General features: G+C 61.7%; 16 protein-coding genes. 15 read left to right on the top strand and 1 reads right to left on the bottom strand.

Features of this window, described 5'->3' with window-relative positions:
* The first annotated feature begins 78 nt into the window (after nucleotides 1-78).
* The 6 genes from tcpA (at nucleotide 79) to AC3WL8_RS22155 (ending at nucleotide 5,611) form a co-directional block, all read left to right on the top strand.
* Nucleotides 79-1,632, top strand: a complete 1,554-nt coding sequence (gene tcpA / locus AC3WL8_RS22130) for a 3,5,6-trichloro-2-pyridinol monooxygenase TcpA (protein ID WP_013958823.1) — start codon at nucleotides 79-81, stop codon at nucleotides 1,630-1,632.
* A 62-nt stretch (nucleotides 1,633-1,694) separates the two neighbouring features.
* On the top strand, nucleotides 1,695-2,285 hold the full coding sequence (locus AC3WL8_RS22135; RefSeq protein ID WP_492378821.1) for a malonic semialdehyde reductase: 591 nt from the start codon (nucleotides 1,695-1,697) through the stop codon (nucleotides 2,283-2,285).
* A 17-nt stretch (nucleotides 2,286-2,302) separates the two neighbouring features.
* On the top strand, nucleotides 2,303-3,133 hold the full coding sequence (gene tcpC / locus AC3WL8_RS22140; RefSeq protein ID WP_492378822.1) for a 6-chlorohydroxyquinol 1,2-dioxygenase: 831 nt from the start codon (nucleotides 2,303-2,305) through the stop codon (nucleotides 3,131-3,133).
* Between the two features lie 97 nt (nucleotides 3,134-3,230).
* On the top strand, nucleotides 3,231-4,211 hold the full coding sequence (locus AC3WL8_RS22145) for a SphA family protein (protein WP_492378823.1): 981 nt from the start codon (nucleotides 3,231-3,233) through the stop codon (nucleotides 4,209-4,211).
* Between the two features lie 39 nt (nucleotides 4,212-4,250).
* Nucleotides 4,251-5,318, top strand: a complete 1,068-nt coding sequence (locus AC3WL8_RS22150; protein ID WP_492378824.1) for a maleylacetate reductase — start codon at nucleotides 4,251-4,253, stop codon at nucleotides 5,316-5,318.
* A gap of 68 nt (nucleotides 5,319-5,386) precedes the next feature.
* Nucleotides 5,387-5,611, top strand: coding sequence for a DUF2798 domain-containing protein (locus AC3WL8_RS22155; RefSeq protein ID WP_492378825.1), 225 nt, complete (start codon nucleotides 5,387-5,389; stop codon nucleotides 5,609-5,611).
* A gap of 27 nt (nucleotides 5,612-5,638) precedes the next feature.
* On the opposite strand, the gene AC3WL8_RS22160 is transcribed toward AC3WL8_RS22155, so the two are convergent.
* Complete coding sequence (locus AC3WL8_RS22160) at nucleotides 5,639-6,727, bottom strand: LysR substrate-binding domain-containing protein (protein WP_492378826.1); 1,089 nt, start codon at nucleotides 6,725-6,727, stop codon at nucleotides 5,639-5,641.
* Between AC3WL8_RS22160 and AC3WL8_RS22165 the strand changes: the two genes are divergently transcribed.
* The 9 genes from AC3WL8_RS22165 to AC3WL8_RS22205 all read left to right on the top strand — a co-directional run bounded on the left by AC3WL8_RS22165 (nucleotide 6,669) and on the right by AC3WL8_RS22205 (nucleotide 15,912).
* Nucleotides 6,669-6,848 carry a transposase gene (locus AC3WL8_RS22165; RefSeq protein WP_492378827.1) on the top strand — a complete coding sequence of 60 codons (180 nt, stop codon included), beginning with the start codon at nucleotides 6,669-6,671 and terminating at the stop codon, nucleotides 6,846-6,848. The two genes, AC3WL8_RS22160 and AC3WL8_RS22165, sit on opposite strands and share 59 nt — an antisense overlap.
* Before the next feature lie 1,226 nt (nucleotides 6,849-8,074).
* Complete coding sequence (locus AC3WL8_RS22170) at nucleotides 8,075-9,244, top strand: ABC transporter substrate-binding protein (RefSeq protein ID WP_492378828.1); 1,170 nt, start codon at nucleotides 8,075-8,077, stop codon at nucleotides 9,242-9,244.
* Nucleotides 9,245-9,248: 4 nt separating this feature from the next.
* On the top strand, nucleotides 9,249-10,124 hold the full coding sequence (locus AC3WL8_RS22175; protein WP_492378829.1) for a branched-chain amino acid ABC transporter permease: 876 nt from the start codon (nucleotides 9,249-9,251) through the stop codon (nucleotides 10,122-10,124).
* Complete coding sequence (locus AC3WL8_RS22180; protein ID WP_492378830.1) at nucleotides 10,117-11,031, top strand: branched-chain amino acid ABC transporter permease; 915 nt, start codon at nucleotides 10,117-10,119, stop codon at nucleotides 11,029-11,031. Before AC3WL8_RS22175 ends, AC3WL8_RS22180 begins: the two co-directional genes overlap by 8 nt.
* A gap of 2 nt (nucleotides 11,032-11,033) precedes the next feature.
* On the top strand, nucleotides 11,034-11,783 hold the full coding sequence (locus AC3WL8_RS22185; RefSeq protein ID WP_492378831.1) for an ABC transporter ATP-binding protein: 750 nt from the start codon (nucleotides 11,034-11,036) through the stop codon (nucleotides 11,781-11,783).
* The gene (locus tag AC3WL8_RS22190) at nucleotides 11,773-12,492 is read left to right on the top strand and encodes an ABC transporter ATP-binding protein (protein ID WP_492378832.1); all 720 of its coding nucleotides are present in this window, start codon (nucleotides 11,773-11,775) and stop codon (nucleotides 12,490-12,492) included. The genes AC3WL8_RS22185 and AC3WL8_RS22190 overlap by 11 nt, the downstream gene beginning before the upstream one ends.
* A 112-nt stretch (nucleotides 12,493-12,604) precedes the next feature.
* Nucleotides 12,605-13,363: an SDR family NAD(P)-dependent oxidoreductase gene (locus AC3WL8_RS22195; RefSeq protein WP_492378833.1), complete on the top strand. Its 759-nt coding sequence runs from the start codon at nucleotides 12,605-12,607 to the stop codon at nucleotides 13,361-13,363.
* Between the two features lie 999 nt (nucleotides 13,364-14,362).
* Complete coding sequence (locus tag AC3WL8_RS22200; protein WP_492378834.1) at nucleotides 14,363-15,112, top strand: IclR family transcriptional regulator; 750 nt, start codon at nucleotides 14,363-14,365, stop codon at nucleotides 15,110-15,112.
* A complete protein-coding gene (locus tag AC3WL8_RS22205) occupies nucleotides 15,109-15,912 on the top strand; it encodes an IclR family transcriptional regulator (RefSeq protein WP_492378835.1) in 804 nt (267 codons plus the stop codon). The genes AC3WL8_RS22200 and AC3WL8_RS22205 overlap by 4 nt, the downstream gene beginning before the upstream one ends.
* Nucleotides 15,913-16,171 lie beyond the last annotated feature (259 nt).

A 16,171-nucleotide genomic window follows, 5' to 3' on the forward strand; every position in this document is an offset into this window, starting at 1 on the left:
ATTTCGTATCCGTGTCCATATGCCCTTCTCCAGGGCAGGGACTGTCACACCCCGAAAGCCCACCAAGGAGACCTCGCGATGATTCGCACTGGCAAGCAGTACCTGGAATCGCTCAACGACGGCCGCAACGTATGGGTCGGCAACGAGAAGATCGACAACGTCGCGACGCACCCCAAGACGCGGGACTACGCGCAGCGGCACGCCGACTTCTACGACCTGCACCATCGTCCCGACCTGCAGGACGTGATGACTTTCGTCGACAAGGATGGCGAGCGCCGCACCATGCAGTGGTTCGGCCACTTCGACAAGGAACAGCTGCGCCGCAAGCGCAAGTACCACGAGACGATCATGCGCGAGATGGCCGGCGCGTCGTTCCCGCGCACGCCGGACGTCAACAACTACGTGCTGCAGACCTATATCGACGATCCGTCGCCGTGGGAAACGCAGACCATCGGCGCTGAAGGCAAGGTCAAGGCGAAGAACATCGTCGACTTCGTCAACTTCGCCAAGAAGCACGACCTGAACTGCGCGCCGCAGTTCGTCGATCCGCAGATGGATCGCTCCAACCCCGATGCCCAGCAGCGTTCGCCGGGGCTGCGCGTGATCGAGAAGAACGACAAGGGCATCATCGTGTCAGGGGTCAAGGCCATCGGCACCGGCGTCGCCTTTGCCGACTGGATCCATATCGGGGTGTTCTTCCGCCCCGGCATCCCGGGCGACCAGATCATCTTCGCTGCCACGCCGGTCAACACCCCGGGCGTGACCATCGTCTGCCGTGAGAGCGTGGTCAAGGAGGATCCCATCGAACACCCGTTGGCCTCGCAGGGCGATGAGCTGGACGGCATGACGGTATTCGACAACGTCTTCATCCCATGGTCGCACGTGTTCCACCTGGGCAACCCCGAGCACGCGAAGCTCTACCCGCAGCGCGTGTTCGACTGGCTGCACTATCACGCGCTGATCCGCCAGTCCGTGCGCGCCGAGCTGATGGCTGGCCTGGCGATCCTGATCACCGAGCATATCGGTACCAACAAGATCCCCGCGGTGCAGACGCGCGTGGCAAAGCTGATCGGGTTCCACCAGGCCATGCTCGCGCACATCGTCGCGAGCGAAGAGCTGGGCTTCCATACGCCGGGGGGTGCCTACAAGCCGAACATCCTGATCTACGACTTCGGCCGGGCGCTGTACCTCGAGAACTTCTCGCAGATGATCTATGAGCTGGTCGATCTCTCCGGGCGCAGCGCGCTGATCTTCGCGAGTGAGGACCAGTGGAACGACGAGGCGCTCAACGGCTGGTTCGAACGCATGAACAACGGTCCCGTGGGTCAGCCACACGACCGCGTGAAGATCGGCCGCGTGATCCGCGACCTGTTCCTGACCGACTGGGGCAACCGCCTGTTCGTCTTCGAGAACTTCAACGGCACCCCGCTGCAGGCCATCCGCATGCTGACCATGCAGCGTGCCGAGTTCTCCGCTGCCGGGCCATACGGCACCCTGGCGCGGAAGGTCTGCGGCATCGAACTCAGCGAAGGCCACGAGAGCGAATACAAGGCCACCGCCGGCTACGCCCAGGCTCTGGATTCGGCGCGTCACCAGGAAAAGCTTGCCCTGAGCGGCACGATGACTGTGTGACCGCCTGACCCTCCGGCCGGCGTCGTCTGGCCGGGACACCCGAAACATGCAAGGAGTGAACGATGCAATCCAATGAACTGCTCGATAAGATTTTCCGCGGCGCGCGCAGCCAGAATGGCTGGTTGCCCACGCCGGTACCCGACAGCAAGCTGCGGGAACTGTATGACTTGATGAAGTTTGGACCGACCTCGGTCAACTGTTCGCCGGCCCGCCTGGTGTTCGTGCGCACGGAAGAGGGCAGGGCCAAATTGCGTCCGGCACTGGCCCCGGGCAACGTCGAGAAGACCATGGCCGCACCGGTCGTCGCGATCGTCGGCTACGACACCCGCTTCTACGAGCAGCTGCCGGCGCTGTTTCCGCACAACCCGGCAGTCAAGGCATGGTTCGAGGGCGACGAGAAGGTGGATTTCGCCAACACCACGGCGTTTCGCAACGGCACGCTGCAAGGCGGCTATCTCATCGCCGCGTCGCGCGCGCTGGGTCTCGATTGCGGCCCCATGTCCGGCTTCAACAACCAGGCCGTCGATCAGGCCTTCTTCGCCGGCACCAGCATCCGCTCGAACTTTATCTGCGGCCTTGGCCATGGCGACCCGGAAAAAGTGTTCGCCCGCAGTCCGCGCCTGTCGTTCGAGCAGGCCTGCCAACTCGCCTAGCGGCCGGGAGTCCAGCGATGCAAGAATATGACCAGCATAACCTGACCAAGGCCGTCATTGCGCGCCTGGCCAATACGCCCAACGCGCGCACGAAGCAGATCATGACGAGCCTGGTGCGGCACCTGCACGACTTCGCGCGTGAGGTCAGGCTGACCGAGGCCGAATGGAAGCAGGGCATCGACTACCTAACCGCCACGGGCCAGATGTGCGACGACAAGCGCCAGGAGTTCATCCTGCTCAGTGATGTGCTCGGGCTGTCGATGCTGACCGTGGCAATGAACCAGGAGAAGCCGGAAGGCTGCACCGAGGCGACCGTGTTCGGTCCTTTCCATGTCGAAGGCGCGCCGCACTACGAGCATGGCGCGGACGTGGCGAACGGCGCCAAAGGCGAGCCCTGCATGGTCTATGGACGGGTCAAAGGCGTGGACGGCCGGCCCATTGCCGGTGCCGTGGTGGAAACCTGGCAGGCGGACGCTGATGGCCACTATGACGTGCAGTACGAAAGGCTTGAAGTGGCGCAGGGGCGCGGCGTGCTGAAATCGGGCGATGATGGCCGCTTCCATTTCCGCACCATCGTCGCCCAGGCCTATCCGATTCCTGACGATGGCCCGGTTGGAGAGTTGCTTCGCGCCACCGGCCGCCATCCATGGCGGCCTGCGCACCTGCACTTCATGATCAAGGCGCCTGGCTACGAGACGCTGGTCACGCACGTGTTCCGGCGCGGTGACAAGTATCTCGACTCCGACGCCGTATTCGGCGTGCGCAAGTCCCTGATCGGTGACTGGGTGCGCCAGACGGACGGTACCTACCGGCTCGACTTCGACTTCGTGCTCAATCCAACCCGCTAGCGCTGGAAAGCGCCGCGCGGCCCTTGCGGGCGGCGCGGCGGCAACCACGCACCGCGCCAGCCGGCCCGGTGTTCCACGCGGTCTTTCGGAGTGGAAAATGGGTTCGATAGATGGCATGAAGGTCCGGCGGGCGCGTGCATCGCTGCCGGTCCGGTTCGGGCGGCTGGCGCTCGCCGCCGCATGCGCGGCTGGCAGCATGCCGGCACGCGCCACCGAGGGTGGCGGCAATTCCTACCCCATCGGGGTCGATAACCTATATTCCGGCCTAATGCTGCCCGAGGGCGCCAACTGGCTCCTGTTCTACCAGCACTACGATGCGGGCAGCTCCAAGGACAATACGGGGCACGACAATCCCAAACTGGCCAGTTTCCACCTGCGCCTCGACGCGCTGGCGCCGCGGCTGTCGTATGTCTGGCCCGGCGTCAGGGTGTTCGGCGCCAACCTGGAAACGCGCATCGTGGTGCCGATCGTGTCGGCGAACCTCGACATGTCGGTTGCCAGGCCGGCACCGCTGCCGCCGCTCGACAAGGGCGGCAACAAGACCGGCCTGGCCGACATGACGTTCGCGCCGGTGATCCTCGGCTGGCACAGCGGCAGTTTCCACCAGATGGCGGGGGTCGAGTTCCATCTCAAGACCGGTGCCTACGATGTCCATGACCCGGTCAATATCGGCCGCAACTACTACCAGATTGCGCCCAGCTACGCCTTCACGTGGTTCCCGACACGCAATGTCGATATCAGCGTCAAGTTCCGGTACGGCTTCAACACACGTAACGAAGCCACCCAGTATCAGTCGGGTGATGAAGCCACCATCGAGTTCAGTGCCGGCTACCACGTCACGCCGAGGCTGACGCTGGGCCTGAACGGCTACTACTACGTGCAGACAACGGACGACACGCAGAACGGCGTGCGCGTCAACGGCAATGGCAACCGCGGCCGCGTCACGGCGCTGGGTCCGGATATCTGCTTCCAGCTCAACGACAAGGTCAGTTTCTCGCTCAAGGGGCAATTCGAGTTCGGCGCCCGCAATCGCCCCGAAGGCAACCGGATTTGGGCCATGGGCCGCATATCGTTCTGACGGCTCGGACCTGTCCCGAGCCGCATTGGAGACCCTACGATGAAAGCATTCCAGTACGCCGCCCGTGCCCAGCGCATCGTCTTCGGCGCCGGCACGATCCGGCAGGTTGGCAAGGAAATCGATGCGCTAGGCGCATCCAGCGTCCTGGTGCTCAGTACTCCCGAGCAGCGCCGGCTGGCCGAACAGGTGTCGGACCTGCTCGGCGCCCGCGCGATCGGCATCTTCGACCGTGCCGTGATGCATGTGCCGGTCGAGACCGCGCGCGCAGCCTGTGCGATGGCATTCGAACTGGGCGCCGACAGCGTGGTGGCGATCGGCGGCGGCTCGACGACGGGGCTCGCCAAGGCCATTGTCCTTGAGATGAGCCTGCCCGTGCTGGCGATTCCCACCACCTATGCCGGCTCGGAGATGACCACGATCTACGGTCTCACCGATGCGGGCCTCAAGCGCACGGGTACGGACGTGAGAGTGCTGCCGCGCACCGTCATCTACGACCCGGAACTGACCTATTCGCTACCGGTTGCGATCAGCGTGACCAGCGGCATCAACGCGTTGGCGCACGCCGCCGAGGGCCTGTACGCCCATGACCGCAGCCCGATTTCGGACCTGATGGCAGGGGAGGGAATACGGGCCATCGCGGCGGCGCTGCCGGCGCTGGTCAGCGAAAGGGATACGGCTGCGTTGTACGAGGCGCGCGCGCAAGCGCTGTACGGAGCGTGGTTATGCGGTGCCGTGCTCGGCAGCGTGGGCGTGGCGTTGCATCACAAGCTGTGCCACACGCTTGGGGGCAGCTTCAACCTGCCGCATGCCGAAACGCACACCATCATCCTGCCGCACGCGCTGGCCTACAACGCCAAGGCCGCGCCGGGCGCCATGGCCGCCATCGCGCAGGCCCTGGGCGCAGCCAATGCAGCGCAAGGGGCTTTCGACCTGGCGCGTACGACCGGTGCGCCGCTGGGGTTGCACCAGATCGGCATGCGCGAGGACGCGCTCGACAAGGCGTGCGAGATCGCGCTGCAGAACCAGTACCCGAATCCGCGCCCACTCGAAGCCGGGGCGATTCGCGAACTGCTGCAGAACGCCTGGGAGGGCCGCCGGCCCGCCTGAGGCGGTTGGGATTCCTGCTGGCGCGGGTTCAGGCCGCGCCCATCGCCATACAAATAGGAAGGCACAAGATGTGGAAGATTCCAAGGCAATACAGCCATTTTGCGTTCGGCGGGATACAGGTCGGCGTAACGTGTGCGGTGGCATCGGCCATCGCAAGCATGCAGTTTGTCGCCGAGGGGACGTTCGTTTCGCACTGGCTGCGTGCGTATTTCTTTTCCTGGGTTGCAATGTTGCCGGTCGTCATCGTGGCGGCGCCGGTCATTCACTGGCTTGCAAACCGGATCACGCGTTGAACGTGATCGGTTCAGGACCGATTGTGACTATGTCCTTGCGGTGACCATGTCATAGAGCAGCTGAGCCGCTGGCGCCAGCGGGCGTCCGCGCCGTGATATCAGTCCGAGGGTGCGGGTGATGGCCGGTGCGTCAAGCGGAACTGCGGCCAGTCCGCCTCGATTGTCCGGGGGTAACGCCATGCGTGGCACTACGCCAATGCCCAAGCCGGCTTGCACAAGGCTTACCAGTGCAGGGACGTGATGGACTTCGCAGTACCAGCGAGGCCGCGAGGCCAGGCGCGCCAGCGCCTGGTCGATCAAAAACCGGTTGCCACTTCCTTGGGCGAGCGTGATGTAGTCATACTCGCCCAGTTCTTCCCACTTCACGTGCGCACGTCCGGCCAGTGGATGTGCGGCCTGGCAGGCCACAACAAATGGCTCTTCAATGAGCGGCACGAAGTCAATGTCCGCTTCTTGCGTGCCAATGTAAGTGAGTCCGAAATCTGCGTCCCCCCGGGTTACCGCAAGTAGCACGTCAGCTGAAGATTCATCGATCACGCGCAAGCGAATTCCGGGGTAGCGCTGGTGATAGGCCTGCATCACCGACGGCAGGAAATAGCCGACCGCCGAGGGTACGCAGGCCAATGTCACTTCGCCGGCCAGCCTTTCCGCGACCTCGCGGATGCCAAGCATTGCTTCCTCCAGGTCATTGACGACATTGCGGGCCTTATGGACGAATGTGCGCCCGACCGTGAAGTCGCGCCGCCGTTCGGAATTGCGTGATTCGCCTCCTTTTTCCGCAGGGCAAAAAGCCCTCTTTTCCAGGCATCCGTGCGCACGATGCCGTGCTCGTCGGCCCGACGCGTGTTCGGATGGCTTATAGGATGGAGGAAGCTCGCGGTCGCGGAGCCCAGGAACGCGGACCACGAGCGCTTCGTGCAGGCGCTGTGCAAGATCGAACCCGTGGTGGGCGAGGTCCGCAGCCTCGCGCGGGAGTTTCTCGGGCTCATGCACCGGCGAAGTCCGCGGCAGTTCGATCGATGGTTGAAGCGTCCTGTCGCGCTGCGACGCTGCGGAAATGCGCAGGTTCGCGCAAAGCCTGCGCGCCGACTTACCGGCTGTGCGTGCGGCCTTCAAGCTGCCATGGAGCAATGGCCAGACCGAGGGTCACGTCAACCGGCTCAAGTTCCTCAAGCGCCAGATGTATGGCCGCGCGAACATCGAGCTTCTGCGGCTGCGGGTATTGAAGCCAAGCTGAAACGGCCCGCCTTGTTCTACTGGACCCGCTAGCCCGTTCGCCATCGCAGAGGAATGAGCTCGTGGGGCCAGGGCGAGGCCGACGGGGCTCGCCCAGGTTCGCGAATAAGCAGAAGAATGGTTGTGGGGGCGATGGAGACGACGGCCGTTCCACGCGACAAGATCCTCCACGCGAGTTCGCCGTCGTCACACAAATTGCGGAAGACCCCGAAACATGCCCCTAAATAAGGCTACAAGCACAGCCGAGAACCGAATGCGAGGTGGCCTTGCCGTAGACTGAGAGCAGTCGAGCAGGGGACACGATTTCTCGAACTGCGGAAGTAGAGATGATGCTTTCTGCGTGATTAAGCGCGCGGATCAACATTACTTCGCAAAGGGAGCGCGATTACTACACTTCACGCCAGACTTTCGGCCCACTCCAGCACCGTTAGCACTGCCGGTGTGCGCTCTGCCTCGGCAATGAACGGCGCTACACGCAGCTTCTTGTGGGCTACTGTCACGCTACGCGCGCTGCTTTGCCGTTTCTATCAGTTCTGCGAGCGCTTGCTCCAGTCGCTCTGTATCCAGCTGCTCTGGCTCCAGCTGCAAGCCGTTGGCGATATCGACCCCCATGCCAACAACTCAAGTTCTTTCGGCGTCAAGCCTTCTCGCGGGATGTCCGGCAGCGTGTATTCTTTGGAGACGGTGAGCAATTACCGTCTTGGGTCGTAAACGGTTAATTCTGTTCGTTTTCCGATGTCGGTCTGGCGAGGCAATCGGCCTCCCGAATTCTTGTGCGTTCTCCGTCACGGCTGTAGGGACTCGTCAATTGCGAGCCGGAGGATCGTGGATTAAGACTTGGCCTCTCATTGCTGGAGGCATAAGGTTACATGGCGCTCGTCATCCTTCGTCCAACGTGTCTTCCCGTGTTAAGCGAGTGAGTCAACCGGCGGTTCTTGGTCCGATGTTGTGGCATTTTGCAAGCGAGAGCGCCGATTTCATCACGGGGAAGTATTTCCGTTACTTGCGGCCGCTATGGTGGACGGTTGGGAAGCCCGGAATCGCAGTGCCCCAGCGGCTTGTATGACGTTCGACGAGGCGCTGCCTCCTCCATCAGAAAAGGTAGTGCCGTTGTACTGAACAAAAGAAGCTCGCGCGTTGATCTGTCCGTGCTGCAGTACGTTTAATGCGTTAAGGCAAGAGCGACGGCGGTGCCAATCAGGCAAGCCCGGTTCCGAAAGAGACACCATGCGAAGAAAGTTCAATCTTCTGACATTACTGAAGGCCGCCTGCGTGGCTTCAACCATCGCCGCAGTGAATCTGTGCGCGGCTGAATCCATCAAGCTGGGGCTATCCGTTCCTCTCTCGGGCTCTGGCGCGAATTGGGGGAAAGGGTCCGAATGGATGTGCGCCAAAGCCGCGCAGGAGGTCAATGCCCAGGGGGGAGTCAAGGTCAACGGCAAGACATACCAGTTGGAGTGCGTTGGCTACGACAACAAGTACAACGCGGCCGAAGGCGCCAAAGTGGCGCAAGCGCTCGTCGCTCGCGACGGAGTGAAGTTCGTCGCCGGCAGCATCGGAGTGGCGCCCGCGCGCGCACTGCAGTCACTCAGCGAGCGCAGGAACGTGCTGCTGTTCACCGCGGCGTGGGGTAACAGCATGAAGGGGCCAAAGTTCCCCCTCACGTTCTCGCAGATGAACTCGCCCAACGAGATTTCGGAACCGCTCATTACACTGGTCAAGAAGCTGCACCCCGACGTGAAGACAGTGGTCATCCTCAACCCCAACGACGCGACGGGCCAGGAGACGGAGAAGGTCGCCAAGGCCGCGTGGGAGAAGAACGGCGTGAAGGTGCTGGTCAGCGACTGGTACGAACGAGGCACGAGCGAGTTCCAGCCTGTAGCCGCCAAGCTCAACGCCGCTAAGCCTGATCTGGTGGACCTGGCTTCAACGCCACCGGCCGACGCAGGCCTGATCTTCAGGGAACTCAAGGCCTTGGGATGGAACGGCGTGAAGGTGGTGGAAGTGGGCACGGGCGCCGACGGTCTACTGGCTACCGGCAAGGACGCAGTCGAGGGCGCCTACCTCGGCGCCGCCGTCAGTGTGGGCAGTATGACCGCGCACCAGAAGGCCTTGGACGACGGCGTGAGGAAGGCCACGGGAGAGAGCGTCAACGCCATCCAGATCGGCTTCTACGACGCCGTCTGGGCAATTAAGGCCGCGATGGAGCAGGCGCAGAGTATTGAGCCGGCGGAAGTCGCCAAAGCCATGCCGACGGTCAAGTTCAAGTCTTTCTACGGCGAAACGGGCTTCGGCGGCAAGAACATCTATGGCAGCGACCAACAGATGCGCCTACCCGTGATCATCACCAAGCTGGTGGGAAGCAGCCTCAAAGAAGTAGGCCGGGTGCAGAAATAACACCATGCAGGTCGTTTTCCAACTGTTGGTCACGGCACTGCAGATCAGCTCCGTGTATATCCTCTTCTCGCTGGGGCTGACCATCATCTTTGGCGTGCTGAAGACGGTCAACTTCGCGCATGGGCAGTTTTTCACCTTCGGCGCGCTGATACTTTCACTGGCGCTGAACGCGATGGTGCCCACCTTGGGCCATGGCTGGATGGGCTATCTGGTGGCCGGTCTGGCCGGGCTGGCGGCGTGCATGGTGGCAGGGGTCGCGATCTACCAGTTCGGTTTCAAGCGGCTGGAGCGTGACATGATTGGCTCGTTCATCCTCTCCGCGGGGCTGGTGCTGCTGTTCGAGGGGGTCATGCTCGAAGTCTTCGGTGGCGCCGTTCGGCCCGTACCAGCGCTGCTAGAGGGCAACGTGCAGGTTCTGGGCCTGAACGTGTCGAGCCAGCGGCTGGTGCTGCTGGTCTTCGCCGCGCTGCTGACGGCGGCTATCATCACGGTGCTTAAATACACGAGGTTCGGCAACGCGCTGCGCGCCGTTTCCATCGACCACGAGGCCGCCATGCTGCAGGGCATTGCCTACCGGCAGATAGCGCTGCACGGCTTTCTAATGGCCTCCGCCGTGGCGGCTGTGGCTGGCATGCTGATCGCGCCGGTGGCGGCGGTGACGCCCACGCTGGGCGACTCGTACCTCGTCAAGGGCTTCATTGCCGTCGTGGTGGGGGGCATGGGGAGCATCGGCGGCGCGATCGTTGGCAGCTTGTTAATCGCGTTGCTGGAATCGTTCGTCGGCTTCTACTTCGACCCCTCGATGGCCAACCTGGCGATCTTCGTGATTGTGATGGTCATGCTCCTGGTCAAGCCGAAAGGGTTCTTTGGAAATGACTAAGCACAAGGACTGGGCCGGTATTGCGGCCGTCGCTTGCGTGCTGCTGGGCGGCTTGGCCTTGGGGGGCGGCTATGTGGGCAGCCTGGTGGTCTGGATTAGCATCGCGGCGGTAATGGCCTGCAGCCTGCGCTTCGTGCTATTGATCGGTGAACTGAACTTTGCCTCCGCGGCGTTCTTCGGCATCGGCGCATACTGCACGGGCTATATCGTCAACTCGATGGAGTTGCCCTTTGCGGCCACGCTTGTGCTGAGCAGTGTGCTGGCGCTGGCCGTGAGCATTGCGTTCGGCTGCATCACCCTCAAGGTGAAGGGGCCGTACTTCCTGCTAATCGGATTCGCCTTCACCGAGGCACTGCGCATTCTCTACACCCGCATGGAGGTGCTGGGCGGCAACTCGGGCCTGGTGAACATCTTTCCGCCCGCGTGGCTCGACGCGCACTACCAATACTTCGTCACAGTGCTGTGCTTTGCGCTCATCCTGGGGCTGCTGGCAATCGAGCGATCCAACATGGGCCGGATCTTCGTCGCCATCCGAGACAACGAGAACGTGGTGCGCAGCGTAGGAAACCGCGTGTACTACACCAAGGTGGTGTGCTTTGCCATCGCCTCGTCGGTGGCGGGCCTGGCGGGGTCGCTGCACGCCTTCGCCAACAACGTCATCAGCCCGCTGGACTTCGGCTTCATGCTCTCGACCTTCGCGCTCGCCTACGTCAAGGTGGGTGGCGAGGACAGCCCTCTCGGGCCGGTCGTGGGCGCGGTGCTGCTGGTCGGCATCGCCAGCTACGTGCAGAGCTTGGGCGGAAACGAGCACATCCTGTATGGCTTGGCGATCGTGCTGTCGGTGCTTTTCATGCCCAAGGGGCTGATGGGACTGACCAGCTGGTTCCAGCGCGGGGGAGGGCGCTGAACATGCCGGACAACAACGTTCTTCTGTCGGGTCGCAACCTGTCCAAGCAGTTCAAGGGGCTGCTGGCGGTGTCGGGTGTGGACATCGACATTCGCCAGGGCGAGATTGTCGGCCTGATCGGTCCCAACGGCGCGGGCAAGAGCACCACGTTCAACCTGCTTAGCGGCTTCCTCGCGCCCACTACGGGCGAACTCCTGATCGGCGGCGTCGACATGACCGGCGCCACGCCCGAGCGCATCAGCCAGCAGGGCCTGGTGCGCACCTTCCAGCACAGCAGCTACCTGCCGTCGATGGCAGTGCGCGACAACGTGCGTATCGGCTGCCTGGGCGGCATGCGCAATGGCCGCGTTAGCCACGCTGACCAGGACAAGGTGATCGACGAGGCCATCGCCCTGTTCCGTTTGGCCGATCACCGGCGCATCTTTGCCAGGCACCTGCCGCACGGCTTGCAGCGCCTGCTGAGCATGGCCATCGCGTTCGCGGCGCGCCCCTCGCTGATCTGCTACGACGAGCCGCTTACCGGTCTGAACCAGACCGAGGTGGCCGAGACGCTCAAGGTCTACCGCAGGCTCAAGTCGGAGTACGGCATGTCGATCCTGCTGGTCGAGCACAACATGCGCGCCGTGATGAACATCTGCGACCGCATCTACGTGTTGCACCACGGCGAGATCATCTTCACCGGCACGCCAGACGAGGTGAAGGCCAGCGAGGCGGTACTCAAGGCGTACCTGGGGGAAGCGCATGAGATCTGAAAAATCCCTGGCCGTGCGCGATCTTTCAGTGCACTACGGTGCTGTGCCCGCGGTCACTGGAGTCAACCTGGAAGTGAGGGGCGGCACCATCGCCGCTCTCATCGGCGCCAACGGCGCGGGCAAGTCCACAGTGATCAAGGCCATCACGGGGCTTGTGAAGGCGCGTTCGGGCGAGGTGCATTACGGCGGGCATCCGCTAACCGACCGCGCCCCCAATGCCATCCTGGACTACGGCATCGCCCTGGTGCCCGAGGGGCGGCGCCTGTTCGGCAGCATGACGGTGCTGGAGAACTTGAAATTAGGTGCCTACCGCATCCGCGACGGGGTCCGGCGGGCCGAACTGTTCGACACCTGTCTGCGCTACTTCCCTGACCTCAAGGCCAAGCTGCAGAGCCCCGCTAATTCACTCAGTGGCGGCCAGCAGCAGATGGTGGCAGTGGCGCGCGCGCTCATGAGTGCGCCCAGCGTGCTGCTGCTCGACGAGCCCACGATCGGCCTTGCGCCAGCATACGTCAACGTCATCCGCTCGGTGGTACGCGACGTGAACCGGCAGGGCGTCACTGTGCTGCTGGTGGAGCAGAACGCAGAGGTCGCGCTGCACGTGAGCGACTACACATACGTGCTGGAGTCGGGGGCTGTGGTCAAGCAAGGGCCATCCGACGTATTCCTGCACGACCCGGACATCAAGAAGGCGTACCTCGGGCTGTGAGTGTCCGGCCAACCTTTGGCCTGTCCGATGGAAGCAGCCTAGCCGGCACGATCGCAGCCAACGATGTACTGAGCAAAGTGTTGCAGTACGTGTATCTGATGAGGGGGAAACGATGAAAACTGCACTTGTGACAGGTGCTGGCTGCGATATCGGTCGCGAAACGAGCATGTACCTTGCTTCGAAGGGATATAAGGTGTTCGGGCACTGGAGGCGCCAAGACGATCGCTTCCGGAAAACCGTGCAGGCCTTTGATAAAGCGGGCATCGAGCATCAACCGGTCTTCGCCGATCTCGCCAACACGGACGAGGTGGTTCGCATGTGCGACCAGATCCTGGCGTCCGGCACGGAACTTAGCACAATCATTAACGTCGCCGGGGGGAGTTCCGCTTACGGCTCGCGCACCATCAGGCCTCAAGACATCATCGACACGGTAACGATCAACCTTACGTCGCCAATGATCATTGCGCACAAGCTTCTACCGGTGATGAGCGAAGACAGCGTGATCATCAATACGTCGGCGCTGACCGGCTTTCACGCCGGGTGGTATCCTACCGATGCCTGCTTTGATGCGTCCAAAGGAGGAATCCACCGCTTCACGGAGAACATGGCCAGGGAGCTCGGACCCCGCACGCGCGTCAATGCCATCGTTCTAGGGCTTTCAGAGGTGGACGACAACTACAAGGAGTGGCGCGACAGCTTCAAGAGTCAGATTCCGATGAAGCGCATCGCGCGGCCCGATGACTATGTGCGGTGCGTCGACTTCTTCTTAAGTCACTCCTACGTCACGGGCGTGTGCCTGCCATTGGATGGTGGCTGGTACTCGTACCAAGCTGCACCGCCGTTCCTGACGTCGACCATGAAACGTCTATAGCTAATCAGTAGTCGGCGTCGACCAGCGGAAGAAAGTCGGCCGCACAGAAGCGTTGTCTGTTGAGTGCTGGCTTCAAGTAGGCCGCTGGCAATTCCAACCGACATCGCTCGTCTATCACCATGGTGGTGCGGTCTGTCGTCTCGCAAGGCTTCCAGGCCAGCATCTGTGCACTGTTATCTCCAGTGCAGGCGAATGCAACGGGGGCGGACATCCAGTTGCAAGAAACTCCACCTGACCGCTGACGCTAGGTGTGCATCTTTAATCCTTCTTGATCTTGCGCAAGGGCCAGATATCTCAGTTCTTTATTCATGGCCTGACCGGCGCTTTGACCTCAAGCACCCAAGATTGGAGCCCGGTGCCCGAATTGGGCACGCCGGGAGCTTTGCCGCGCGCCCAGTAACGGGCATTCCCGCCGCGATGATTTAGCCACCATCACACGTTGTTGTGCAGGAGCCTGGGCCAGCATGCAATCACCGGGCTCACTTGCCGATGTTCATTCACGATGTATTGCGCTATGTGGGTTTGGAACAGAGAATGGGACGCGGTGATTCTTGCGCTGGTTGCCGGAGTCGCTGAAAACGACCAACTATTCGGCAAGCGCAGAATCGCAAACTGCGACTCACTGGCTCGCAAATTGATAGTCTCCTTTCGCGCGATCGTTTCGTATGCTAGAGCCATTGTTAAGACAGGGTTTCAGATAACAGGTAATACGATGTGTAGCCCATTTCGTCGAACCGGAAGCGCACAGCAGGCAGCTGAGCCTTAATTGCCCAATGCCAGGGAAACCTGAACGTCCCATAGCGTTCGCGGCGCATCAGCAAAGTCATCCGCATGGCGGAAGCAGAATCGCGATAGCTCGTTGGCGCCCTTTTCAACTTTGACTTAACCAACGGCCCGCATGGCTGATGCGAGTGATGGGTTTCGGGCTCGCGGAATTTCTCGACGAATCCGCTCAGGGAGATTCTGTGAAGGCAGAGAAAGTCCAACTGCGAGGAATTTATGGTAACGCCCTTTGCACGCGCACTGGCATTGCTTTCCGTCTTCACTTCCGAGGATAGGTGGCTTGGGATTCGCGAATTGGCAGTGCGTAGTGGGCTGCCTCCCTCGACGGTAGTCCGAATAGCAGACTCTCTGACGTGCCTTGGATATATGCGCTACGCTCCGAATGAACGCAAATACCGTCTTGCCGCTCCCGTGCTCTCGCTGGGTTTTGGCGCGGTCGCCAATCCGGATAGCCGGCGCCTCATGCGAGGCCACATGCAAGCATTCGCCGAGCAGCACGAAGTTCACGTGAGTCTGAGTTCCCGTCATCGGATGGATCTCGTCATACTTGAGAGTTGCAGCCGTTCCCTGTCTGCTGCGTCGTTGAATCTCTGCGTTGGGACTCGTATCGGCATTGGCGCGTCGGCGATGGGATGGGCGTTGCTTGCAGCGCTGCCGGATCCGGAACGGTACTACTTGCTGGAAAAGGTCAGGCGCAGAATGCCGCGCGAATGGCCGCTGCTTCGGCGGCGTTCCAGCGAAGCCATGGCTCAGATTTACGGTAGCGGGTATTGCACCTCAGTGGGGGAGTTGGATCCTGATTTCGCTATCGTTGCTGCTCCAGTGGTCGTTGCAGACGGTGCGCCTCTGGTTTTGACGTGTGCGGGCCCCACCGATCAAATTGCACGACCACGTGTGGCGCGCGAATTGGGGCCCCAATTGTTGGCGATGACAAGGACTCTTCAACAGGAGGGGATTTCGGGATGACAGCGCATCTGGAGTCAGTACAAAAAGCGCCTACCGTCCTTACCGTGGCGCGAGGAATGGACGTGCTGAGGGCGTTTAGATCCGATCGCGCGGTGCTGACCAACGCCGAACTGGTGCGCCGTACCGGCCTATCGAAGGCGGTCGTCTCCCGGCTGACTAGCACGCTTATCCAACTGGGATTTCTCAAGCAGGTTCCCGGTGAACGGGGTTTTGAGCTTACCACAGCCACCTCGGGATTCGGGCATGCGTATGTCACAGGCAGCCAGCTGTTGCAGATTGCGAACCCGTTTCTCCAGCAACTGGCTGACAGGCTCAACGTCACTATAGGGCTGGCCGTCCGTCGTGATTTGGACATGCTGTTCATTTGCTACAGTTCAAGTCGCCGTGTTGTCACGTTGCGACTGGGTGTCGGCTCCGTCCTTCCGATGGGAGAGTCCGCAGTCGGCCATGCGTTCCTGTGGGCATCGCCGGTCGCAGAACAGACGCAATTGATTTCGCTACTTCGGCGGGAAGTGGCCAGTTCCACATCCGAGTTGGAGCAGAGTATCCGGAACAGCTTCGAAGAACTGGATAGAACGGGGCTCTGTGGCGTGCTTAGTCGCCTGCGCGGTATGCGTGGTACCTATGGCATCGCATTGCCGGTTCACGTTGGCCGCCAGCAAGTTCTGATGGGCCTGACATGTGGGAGGGCGCTTTTGCAGCCCGACTTGGCAGCCGAGCGAAAGCGGATTGCACCGGTGCTGGGGCAGGCTGCAGCCGAATTCCAGCAACTTTTGGCCGATATCGATGGGGAGCCATAACTTGGGACGAGATGCCAACAAACGCGTCAGGTGACTGTATTTTTCGTCGTCCCATGCAATCTGGACAACTTGTATTTCCCCAGGAACATAACTCGCCAGATGCGACAGTGCGGAGTTTGTCGCCGCTCGACGCTATGCCGGCGCCAGGGCTTTGCAATATGTAGTTGGGCGTTCGAGTGCGCGCGCGAATGGGCACACCCACCCGTAGGGCCAAGGCGAATTGCGGGCTGGACGCAGTGTGAGGGGGGCGTGATCTGGT

It is taken from the genome of Cupriavidus sp. FW305-F7 (assembly GCF_058782875.1).

Excerpts from the sequence above, each read along its gene's own strand:
- tcpA (WP_013958823.1), top strand. The coding sequence starts at position 79 with ATGATTCGCACTGGCAAGCAGTACCTGGAATCGCTCAACGACGGCCGC.
- AC3WL8_RS22135 (WP_492378821.1), top strand. The coding sequence starts at position 1,695 with ATGCAATCCAATGAACTGCTCGATAAGATTTTCCGCGGCGCGCGCAGC.
- tcpC (WP_492378822.1), top strand. The coding sequence starts at position 2,303 with ATGCAAGAATATGACCAGCATAACCTGACCAAGGCCGTCATTGCGCGC.
- AC3WL8_RS22145 (WP_492378823.1), top strand. The coding sequence starts at position 3,231 with ATGGGTTCGATAGATGGCATGAAGGTCCGGCGGGCGCGTGCATCGCTG.
- AC3WL8_RS22150 (WP_492378824.1), top strand. The coding sequence starts at position 4,251 with ATGAAAGCATTCCAGTACGCCGCCCGTGCCCAGCGCATCGTCTTCGGC.
- AC3WL8_RS22155 (WP_492378825.1), top strand. The coding sequence starts at position 5,387 with ATGTGGAAGATTCCAAGGCAATACAGCCATTTTGCGTTCGGCGGGATA.
- AC3WL8_RS22165 (WP_492378827.1), top strand. The coding sequence starts at position 6,669 with ATGCGCAGGTTCGCGCAAAGCCTGCGCGCCGACTTACCGGCTGTGCGT.
- AC3WL8_RS22170 (WP_492378828.1), top strand. The coding sequence starts at position 8,075 with ATGCGAAGAAAGTTCAATCTTCTGACATTACTGAAGGCCGCCTGCGTG.
- AC3WL8_RS22175 (WP_492378829.1), top strand. The coding sequence starts at position 9,249 with ATGCAGGTCGTTTTCCAACTGTTGGTCACGGCACTGCAGATCAGCTCC.
- AC3WL8_RS22180 (WP_492378830.1), top strand. The coding sequence starts at position 10,117 with ATGACTAAGCACAAGGACTGGGCCGGTATTGCGGCCGTCGCTTGCGTG.
- AC3WL8_RS22185 (WP_492378831.1), top strand. The coding sequence starts at position 11,034 with ATGCCGGACAACAACGTTCTTCTGTCGGGTCGCAACCTGTCCAAGCAG.
- AC3WL8_RS22190 (WP_492378832.1), top strand. The coding sequence starts at position 11,773 with ATGAGATCTGAAAAATCCCTGGCCGTGCGCGATCTTTCAGTGCACTAC.
- AC3WL8_RS22195 (WP_492378833.1), top strand. The coding sequence starts at position 12,605 with ATGAAAACTGCACTTGTGACAGGTGCTGGCTGCGATATCGGTCGCGAA.
- AC3WL8_RS22200 (WP_492378834.1), top strand. The coding sequence starts at position 14,363 with ATGGTAACGCCCTTTGCACGCGCACTGGCATTGCTTTCCGTCTTCACT.
- AC3WL8_RS22205 (WP_492378835.1), top strand. The coding sequence starts at position 15,109 with ATGACAGCGCATCTGGAGTCAGTACAAAAAGCGCCTACCGTCCTTACC.